Source organism: Roseomonas sp. GC11 (genome assembly GCF_024437745.1).
GTDB lineage: Bacteria > Pseudomonadota > Alphaproteobacteria > Acetobacterales > Acetobacteraceae > Pseudoroseomonas.
The window spans coordinates 23,970-31,673 of the sequence record NZ_JANFNY010000064.1 but is presented as its reverse complement, the minus strand read 5'-3'; the positions used below and the strand labels follow the sequence as shown (position 1 = coordinate 31,673).

The 7,704-nt window shown below is 72.3% G+C and carries 7 protein-coding genes; 4 read left to right on the top strand and 3 right to left on the bottom strand.

Annotated elements, in window-relative coordinates:
- The first annotated feature begins 320 nt into the window (after positions 1-320).
- The 4 genes from NON00_RS18070 to NON00_RS18055 all read left to right on the top strand — a co-directional run bounded on the left by NON00_RS18070 (position 321) and on the right by NON00_RS18055 (position 4,759).
- Complete coding sequence (locus NON00_RS18070) at positions 321-839, top strand: invasion associated locus B family protein (RefSeq protein WP_256023926.1); 519 nt, start codon at positions 321-323, stop codon at positions 837-839.
- A 50-nt stretch (positions 840-889) separates the two neighbouring features.
- A complete protein-coding gene (rlmN, locus tag NON00_RS18065; protein WP_256023924.1) occupies positions 890-2,107 on the top strand; it encodes a 23S rRNA (adenine(2503)-C(2))-methyltransferase RlmN in 1,218 nt (405 codons plus the stop codon).
- Positions 2,108-2,181: 74 nt separating this feature from the next.
- Entirely contained in the window at positions 2,182-3,333 is a 1,152-nt protein-coding gene (locus tag NON00_RS18060) for an MFS transporter (protein ID WP_256023921.1), read from the top strand.
- A gap of 187 nt (positions 3,334-3,520) precedes the next feature.
- Positions 3,521-4,759, top strand: a complete 1,239-nt coding sequence (locus NON00_RS18055; RefSeq protein ID WP_256023919.1) for an MFS transporter — start codon at positions 3,521-3,523, stop codon at positions 4,757-4,759.
- A 10-nt stretch (positions 4,760-4,769) separates the two neighbouring features.
- Here the strand turns inward: NON00_RS18055 and NON00_RS18050 are convergent, their stop codons facing one another.
- From NON00_RS18050 to NON00_RS18040, 3 genes are all read right to left on the bottom strand, one after another.
- Complete coding sequence (locus NON00_RS18050; protein WP_256023932.1) at positions 4,770-5,804, bottom strand: site-specific DNA-methyltransferase; 1,035 nt, start codon at positions 5,802-5,804, stop codon at positions 4,770-4,772.
- Positions 5,805-5,950: 146 nt separating this feature from the next.
- A complete protein-coding gene (locus NON00_RS18045; protein ID WP_256023916.1) occupies positions 5,951-6,568 on the bottom strand; it encodes a ribonuclease HII in 618 nt (205 codons plus the stop codon).
- Between the two features lie 130 nt (positions 6,569-6,698).
- Positions 6,699-7,625 carry an acetylhydrolase gene (locus tag NON00_RS18040; protein WP_256023914.1) on the bottom strand — a complete coding sequence of 309 codons (927 nt, stop codon included), beginning with the start codon at positions 7,623-7,625 and terminating at the stop codon, positions 6,699-6,701.
- Between the last annotated feature and the right edge of the window lie 79 nt (positions 7,626-7,704).

Below are 7,704 nucleotides of genomic sequence, written 5' to 3'. Positions count from 1 at the left end.
GCGGGTACCGGCGCGGGGGGGGTTACCCGGGGGGGGGCGGCCCCCCCCCCCCACACCCCCGCGTATCCCCTGGGCCGGAGCGGAGGTTTGGAGTGCAGCACCCGCCGTCGCGTTCCCAGGCGGGACACGGAACGGAGGGCGTGTCCCGGCGGGGCGCTGGCGCCAGCGCCATCCCCCCGCGTATCCCCCTGGGCCGGGGCGGAGGTTTGGAGTGCAGCACCCGCCGTCCCGGCCCTGACCGGCAGCTTGCAGAAAAATGCGGGGCGGGGTTGGGGTTTGTGCGGTTGCGGCATGGCGGCAGGAAGCTTTATCTGACGCGCATGAAACGGCACCCTTCCCTCCTTCTGACGCTCGTGGCGGCGCTCGGCGTGATGTCGGGTCCCGCCCTGGCCCAGCAGCAGCAGCGCCCCCAGGCGCTGGGCACCTTCCAGGACTGGACAGCGGCGACGCATATGGAGGGCGGGCGCAAGGTCTGTTACGCCTTCACGCGGGCGACCAAGGCCGAGGGCGCCGGCAGCCGGCAGAATGTCATCCTGACGGTGACGCACCGCCCGCAGGGGCGTGACCAGGTGGCCCTGCGCGCCGGCTATACCTATGCGCGCAATGCCGATGTGACCGTGACGGTCGGCGGCAGCGAGCTGGATTTCTACACGGCGCAGGACAATGCCTTCGCCCGTGAGGGCGGCAAGGCCGTGGCGGCCTTCCGCAATGGCTCCCAGGCCGTGGCCAAGGGCCAGGGGCCACAGGGCCGCGGCACCGCCACCGATACTTTTTCCCTGTCTGGCTTCAGCGCGGCCTATGAGGCCATCAGCAAGGAGTGTCCGGCGGGCCGCCGGTAAATCCCATGACCGAAACCGCCCCCCCCGTTGCTGCCATGGCGGCTGCCCCCATGCAAGCTGCCCCGACAGCCGATCTGAACGAGGCGGAGCGCGCCCGCATCCTGGCCAAGGCCGCGCTCTTCGCCCCGCCCCCGGCGACACTGCCGGACGGGCGGCGCGACCTCGTCGGCCTCTCGCGCGAGGAGCTGGTGGCGGAGATGGTCGCGATCGGCGAGAAGCCCTTCCGCGCCAAGCAGCTCTGGCACTGGATCTACCACCAGGGCGTGACCGATTTCAGCCAGATGTCCACCATCGCCAAGGCGATGCAGGGCAAGCTGGCGGAGCGTTTCGTGGTCGGCCGCCCCGGCGCCACGGCGGAGCAGACCAGCACCGACGGCACGCGCAAATGGCTCTTCGGCTTCCGCGACGGGCAGCAGGTGGAGACGGTCTATATCCCGGACCCGGAGGAGGATCGCGGCGCCGTCTGCATCTCCACCCAGGTGGGGTGCACGCTGTCCTGCCGCTTCTGCCACACGGGGACGCAGAAGCTGGTGCGCAACCTGGGGGCGGCGGAAATCGTCGGCCAGTTCATGGCGGCGCGCGATTCCTATGGCGAATGGCCGAGCCCGACCGATGGCACGCCGCGCCTGCTCTCCACCATCGTCATCATGGGGATGGGCGAGCCGCTCTATAACTACGAGAACGTCGCCAAGGCGATGCGCATCATCATGGACGGGGAAGGCATCGCCCTCTCCCGCCGGCGCATCACCCTCTCGACCAGCGGCGTGGTGCCGATGATGGACCGCTGCGGCGCCGAGCTGGGCGTGGGCCTCGCCGTCTCGCTGCACGCGGTGCGCAACGACATCCGGGACGAGATCGTCCCCCTCAACCGCAAATACCCGATCGAGGAGCTGATGGCGGCCTGCCGCCGCTATCCCGGCGCCTCCAATGCCCGGCGCATCACCTTCGAATATGTCATGCTGAAGGGCGTGAATGATTCGGAGGCCGATGCGCGCGAGCTGGTGCGGCTGCTGCAGGGTATCCCGGCCAAGGTGAACCTGATTCCGTTCAACCCCTGGCCTGGCAGCCCCTACGAGACCTCCTCGAACAACGCCATCCACCGCTTCGCGCGGATCGTGCAGGAGGCCGGCTATGCCTCGCCCATCCGCACGCCGCGCGGGCGCGACATCCTGGCCGCCTGCGGCCAGCTGAAGACGGAGAGCGAGCGCGCCCGCCGCCCGCGCGCCGAGGGCGGCGCCCCGGCGACGCCGCCGGCCAGCGCGGCGTGAGCACGACAGAGGCGGCGGCGCCCCAACAGGCTCCCTCCCAGGCACACCCCCCTCAGGCACGCCCTCCCCTGGCGATGCTGCCGCTGCTGGCGGCGGCGGCCTTCGCCACCGGCTGCGGCATGCGCATGCTGGACCCCGTCCTGCCGCTGATCGCGGCGGAGATGCATGTGACGGTGGCGGAGGTGGCGGTGCTGATCACCGCCTTCGCCCTGCCCTACGGGCTGTGCCAGGTGGTGCTCGGCCCGCTGGGGGACCGCTTCGGCAAGCTGCGCGTGCTGACGCTGGGGCTGCTGCTCTATGGGCTGATGATGGCCTGCTGCGTCGCCGCCACCGCCATGGCGCCGCTGGTGGCGCTGCGCGCGGCCACCGGGGCGGCGGGGGGTGCCATCATTCCCCTCGCCATGGCCTGGATCGGCGACAATGTCCCCTATGCCGAGCGGCAGGCGACGCTCAGCCGCTTCATGACCGGCATGGTGATGGCGCAGCTGCTGACCGGGCCGATCTCCGGCGCGGTGGGGCAGGCGCTCGGCTGGCGCGCGGTCTTCCTGCTGGTGGGGGCGGTGGCGACGCTGGCGGCCCTGGCCATCACGCTGACGCTGGGGCGCGCCCTGTGGCGCAACACGGCGCCGGCCGGGGCGGGCTCGGGCTTCGCCAACTATGCCCTGCTGCTGCGGCGGCCGGCGGCGCGGCGGCTGCTGCTGGCGGCCTTCCTGGATGGGCTGCTGCTGTTCGGCGGGGCCTTTCCCTTCATCGGCTCCTACCTGATCCAGGTCTTCCACCTGGAGCCCTGGCATGCCGGGCTGGTGGTGGCCGGGTTTGGTCTCGGCTCCCTGGCCTATACGCGGCTGGCGCGGCAGATGCTGCGCTGGCTGGGCGAGGCGCGGCTGCTGCTGGTGGGCGGCATCTGCCTCGCCGTGGCGCTGGCGGTGCTGGCGCTGGCCCCCTCCTGGCCGGTGGTGGCGGTGGCGCAGGCGCTGTGCGGGCTGTTCTTCTTCATGTTCCACGGCGTGCTCCAGGCGCGCAGCACCGAGGCCCTGCCGGAAGCGCGCGCCACCGCCGTCTCCGCCTTCGCCATGGCGCTCTTCCTGGGGCAGGGCATCGGCTCGGTGGGCTTCGGCATCCTGCTCGGGCATGGCGGCTATGGGCTGGCCTTTGGCGTCGCGGCGGCGGGGCTGCTGCTGCTCAGCCTGTGGTGCCAGGCCAAGGTGACGCGCAGCGGCAACTAGAAAGAAGTTCTTTTTTGAAAAAAAGAACCAAAAAACTTTTTCAGTTCAGCGCCCCACTGCGCCGGGAGACGGCGGCAGCCTGAAAAAGTCTTTTTGCTTCTTTTTCTTCAGAAAAAGAAGTTCTCTCCCTCTTTATCTGACCTCCCGATTGCGCTTTCCTTCCCCAAAAGGGAAGGAAACCACCAGGATGAACACGCGCGAGGGCTCGGCGGCCTTCATGGCGCCGCTGCTGGTGCTGGCCTGTGGCCATATGCTGTCCAATCTGGTGCGCACCCTGCCGGCCATCGCGGCGGACCTGCTCTCGCGTGACCTGGGGGTGACGCCGGAGGGTCTGGCGAGCCTGACCGGGGCCTATCACTTCGCCTTCGCCGCCGGGCAGATCCCGCTCGGCGTGGCGCTGGACCGCTTCGGGGTGCGGCCGGTGGCGCTGGTGCTGCTGGGCACCATCGCGGCGGGGGCGGTGCTGGCGGCCCTGGTGGGCGGGCCGGCGGGGTTCCTGCTGGCGCAGATCGTCCTCGGCCTCGGCTGCTGCGGCATGCTGCTCTGCCCGATGACGCTGGCGGCCAAGCTGCTCAGCCCGGCGCGGTTCGGCCTGTGGTCCGGGCTGATCCAGGCGGTGGGCAATGTGGGGATGCTGCTCTCGGCCAGCCCGCTGGCCTGGCTGGTGGAGCATCATGGCTGGCGCGCCGGCTTCTGGGCGGCGGCGCTGATGGGGCTCGCGGTTGCCCTGCTGGTGGCGCGGCTGGTGCCCGCGCCGGTGGTGTCCCCCGGCCCCCACCCCTCGCTGCTGGCCGATGCGCGGGTGGTGGTGCGGATGGGGCTGGGCCGCCGGCTGCGCGGCATGATGCTGCTGGCCTTCGCCTCCTTCGCCGTGGTGATCGGCGTGCGCGGCCTCTGGGGCGGCCCCTGGCTGATGGCGGTGAAGGGGCTGCCGCGCATCGAGGCGGGGAATCTCCTGCTGCTCTTCACCCTGGCGCTGATCGCCGGGCCGGCCCTGGCGGGGGTGCTGGACCGCCGGCTGGGCCGGCGCCGCGCCCTGCTGGCGCTGGGCCATGCGGTGGCGGGCGGGCTGCTGCTGCTGGTCGCCGGGGGCGGGCCGGGCGGCTGGCTCTCCGCCGCGCTGGGGCTGGCCATGCTGCCGCCACTGGCCGATGCGGCGCTGCTCTTCGGCTTCGGGCTGGCCATTTCCATCCAGCCGCTGATCTTCGCCATGACGCGCGCGGCGGTGCCGCCGGAGGAGGCCGGCAAGGCGCTCTCCGCCGTCAACCTGTCCTTCTTCCTGGGGGCGGCGGTGCTTCAGGCGGCCTCGGGGCCGGTGGGGGCGGGCGGCGGGCCGGGGGCGGCCATCGCCTTCCTGGGCGCCTGCGTGCTGGGCGGCACGGCGCTGTTCCTGGCCACCACCCGGCCGGAGGGCAAGGCGGCCTGACGGCCCCCGCTCAGCCGCCGAGGGTGGCGACCAGCTCGGCGCGCAGCTCGTCCAGCAGGCGCAGCGTGCCGTCCCGCCGCTCCACATGCCAGAACAGCCAGCCATTGCAGGAGGGCGCCTCCTGCACCGCGGCGCCCACCTGGTGGATGGAGCCCTGCGCCTTGCCGCAGCGCAGCGAGCCATCCGCCCCGACATCGGCGACGAAGCGGCGGTGGCGGTCCACCAGCCGGGCGCCGGGCGGCACGAGGCCGCGCTCCACCAGCGCGCCGAAGGGAATGCGCGGCTGCTCGCGCCGTGTCGGCGTCACCAGCATGGCGCTTTCGGAGAGCGGCTCCACCGCCCGGATGCGCGTGCGCGCGGCGGCGGCATAGGAGGGGTCGCGCTCGATGCCGATGAAGCGGCGGCCGAGGCGCTTGGCCACCGCCGCCGTGGTGCCGGTGCCCAGGAAGGGGTCCAGCACCACATCCCCCGGCGCCGTGCAGGAGAGGATCACCCGGTGCAGCAGCGCCTCGGGCTTCTGCGTCGGGTGGACCTTCTGGCCCTTCTCGTCGCGCAGCCGCTCGCCGCCGGTGCAGAGGGGGATGAACCAGTCGCTGCGCATCTGCACATCGTCGTTCAGCGACTTCATGGCGGTGTAGTTGAACTTGTAGCGGCTCTCCTGCCCGCGCGCCGCCCAGATCAGCGTCTCATGCGCGTTGGTGAAGCGGCGGCCGCGGAAATTCGGCATCGGGTTGGCCTTGCGCCAGATGACGTCGTTCAGGATCCAGAAGTCGAGATCCTGCAACGCCGCGCCCAGGCGGAAGACGTTGTGGTAGCTGCCGATGACCCAGATGGTGCCATCCTTGCGCAGCACGCGGCGCGCCTCGGTCAGCCAGGCGCGGGTGAAGGCGTCATAGGCGGAGAGGTCGGAAAAGCGGTCCCAGGCATCGTCCACGCCATCGACCACGCTTTCATCCGGGCGGCGCAATTCGCCCTTCAGTTGCAGGTTGTAGGGCGGGTCCGCGAAGATGGCGTGCACCGAGGCGGGCGGCAGCGCCCGCAGCATTTCGATGCAATCCCCCTCCAGGATGCAGTCCAACGGCAGATCCAGCCCCGTCCCCACGCGTGCGAAACCCCTAGCGACTCGAAGCCGGACAATGCGCGGGGCAGAGTCGCGCCGTCAAGCCGACCGAGTCGCAGGAATTCAGCCTGTCAGAGCAGCGCCGCCTGGTCCACCGGCGCGAAGCCCCGGCGGTGATGGGGGGATGGCCCAAGCGAAGCCAGGGCCGCGCGGTGCGCGGGGGTGGGATACCCGGCATGCCGGGCAAAGCCATAGCCGGGCCAGCGGCTGTCCAGCCGCGTCATGGCGCGGTCCCGCGTCACCTTGGCCAGGATGGAGGCGGCGGCGATGGAGAGGCTGAGGGAGTCCCCCTTCACCACGCAGCGGGTGGAGCAGGGCAGGCGCGGCGCCGCATTGCCATCCACCAGCACCACATCGGGCAGCGCCGGCAGGCGGGAGACGGCCCGCCACATCGCCAGATGCGTGGCGCGCAGGATGTTCAGCCGGCCGATCTCGGCGGCGCTGGCGGCGGCGATGGCATAGTCCAGCACCCCCGCCCGCGCGGCGGCGCGCAGCACCGTCACCGCCGCCTCGCGCCGGGCGGCGGAGAGCTTCTTGCTGTCGTCCAGGAGCTGCGCCAGGGCAGGCGGGGGTTCCCCGTGAAACATCACGGCGGCGGCCATCACCGGCCCGGCCAGCGGGCCACGGCCCGCCTCGTCCACACCGGCCACACGGCCGCCAGCGGCGCGCTCCAGGCTGTAATCGGGCATTGGTCTCTGTCCTCACCGGGAGGCTGCCCGGCCGCACCCAAACTGATCCGAACACTCGCAAAAAAACCGGGAGGGCGCCGCCCTCCCGGACCCTCCGACCGGGGTGGCAGGGCCACCCCGGACCCCGCCTTCAGCTCCAGTCGCGGGTTTCCAGGCGGTCGCCCTCGGCCAGGAGGCCATGGGCACCATCGCGCAGGAAAGTGCCGGCGGCGGTGTCGCCCTGCCATAAGGCGCGCAGGAAGGCCACGGCAAGGCCCGCGATGCGGGGCTGGTAGGTGCCATCATTCCAGGGGTCGCCCAGGGCGGGCTGCGCGGCGAAACTGGCATGGGTGGCGCCCTCCAGCACCGCCAGCAGCGCCGGGCCGGGCAGGGCATCGAAGGGAATGCGCCGGCTCTCCGCCCGCACGCCGCCAATCCAGCTATGGTCCTGCGTGCCGGTGACGGAGAGCAGCGGGGCCCGCACGCGCGCAAAGGCGAGGCGCGGCGGCATGCCCTCCGGCGGGATGGGCGAAAGGGCGATGCCGGCCGAGAGCCGCGGCTCCGGCAGGGCCAGCCCCCGGTCGCCGCCCGGCAGGCGCTGGCCCAGCATGTGCTGCACCAGCCAGGCGCCATAGGAATGCCCGGCCATGCCCAGCCGCGCCATGTCCACCCGCCCGGCCAGGGCGGGCTGCCCCGGCAGGGTATCGAGCAGGAAGGCCGCGTCCCGCAGCCGCTCCAGCGCGCCCTGGGGATTGTTGGCGGCGGCGGCCAGGGCAAGGCGCGGATCGGCCGCGCCACGCCACAGGCTCTCATCCGTGCCGGGGTGCTGCACATGCAGGGCGATGAAGCCCGCCGCAGCCAGGGCCTGCCCCAGATAGGCCAGCCCCTCCCGCGTGCCGCCCAGCCCGTGCGAGACGATGACGAGAGGCGCCGCCCCCTCCCCCTCCGGCAGGCGCAGCAGCACGGGCAGGGTGCGGCCACGGGCGGGGTCATGCCATGCCTGGCGCAGCTCCTGGGCGGCGGCGGGGCGGGCGGCGAGCAGCGCGGGCAGCGCCAGGGCGGAGCGGCGTGTCAGCATGGCCGCAGAGATGGCCCCTCCCCCACCCTTTTCCCAGATGGCGGGGTCCGGGGAGGCCCCGCCTCCCCGGCGGGAGGGG

Coding starts and splice junctions, on each gene's coding strand:
- NON00_RS18050 (WP_256023932.1), bottom strand. CDS start 5,804: ATGCTGCGGGCGCTGCCGCCCGCCTCGGTGCACGCCATCTTCGCGGAC.
- rlmN (WP_256023924.1), top strand. CDS start 890: ATGCAAGCTGCCCCGACAGCCGATCTGAACGAGGCGGAGCGCGCCCGC.
- NON00_RS18040 (WP_256023914.1), bottom strand. CDS start 7,625: ATGCTGACACGCCGCTCCGCCCTGGCGCTGCCCGCGCTGCTCGCCGCC.
- NON00_RS18045 (WP_256023916.1), bottom strand. CDS start 6,568: ATGCCCGATTACAGCCTGGAGCGCGCCGCTGGCGGCCGTGTGGCCGGT.
- NON00_RS18060 (WP_256023921.1), top strand. CDS start 2,182: ATGCTGCCGCTGCTGGCGGCGGCGGCCTTCGCCACCGGCTGCGGCATG.
- NON00_RS18070 (WP_256023926.1), top strand. CDS start 321: ATGAAACGGCACCCTTCCCTCCTTCTGACGCTCGTGGCGGCGCTCGGC.
- NON00_RS18055 (WP_256023919.1), top strand. CDS start 3,521: ATGAACACGCGCGAGGGCTCGGCGGCCTTCATGGCGCCGCTGCTGGTG.